The sequence below is a fragment of the Salifodinibacter halophilus genome (assembly GCA_012999515.1).
GTDB classification, from domain to species: domain Bacteria; phylum Pseudomonadota; class Gammaproteobacteria; order Nevskiales; family Salinisphaeraceae; genus Salifodinibacter; species Salifodinibacter halophilus.
The window spans coordinates 1-238 of sequence record JABEEB010000683.1 but is presented as its reverse complement, the minus strand read 5'-3'; the positions used below and the strand labels follow the sequence as shown (position 1 = coordinate 238).

General features: G+C 67.2%; 1 protein-coding gene. It reads right to left on the bottom strand.

Annotated features, from left to right (window positions below; all coding sequences use genetic code 11):
- Nucleotides 1–17 precede the first annotated feature (17 nt).
- Nucleotides 18–238: hypothetical protein (locus HKX41_13305; GenBank protein NNC25112.1), on the bottom strand; the 221-nt coding region annotated here is incomplete at its 5' end.

Genomic DNA, 238 nt, shown 5'->3' with positions numbered 1-238 from the left:
GGGGAAAGCTGCGGTCCTCAGAGCGCGACGAAGACGACCGTCGTGACGAGCGCGGCGACGACGACGGAGATGGCAGTGATCCGAACGGCGTACTTCTGGTCGGCGGCCCGAGCGTCGGGGTCGGAGACGGTACCCCGCTCGCCGGCGTCCTCAAAGCTGTATCGGCCGACGAGGGCGAGAAACGCGCAGAAGGACTTCGACGCTTGGAGATACCACTCGGTGGCGAGCGCGAGCGGAA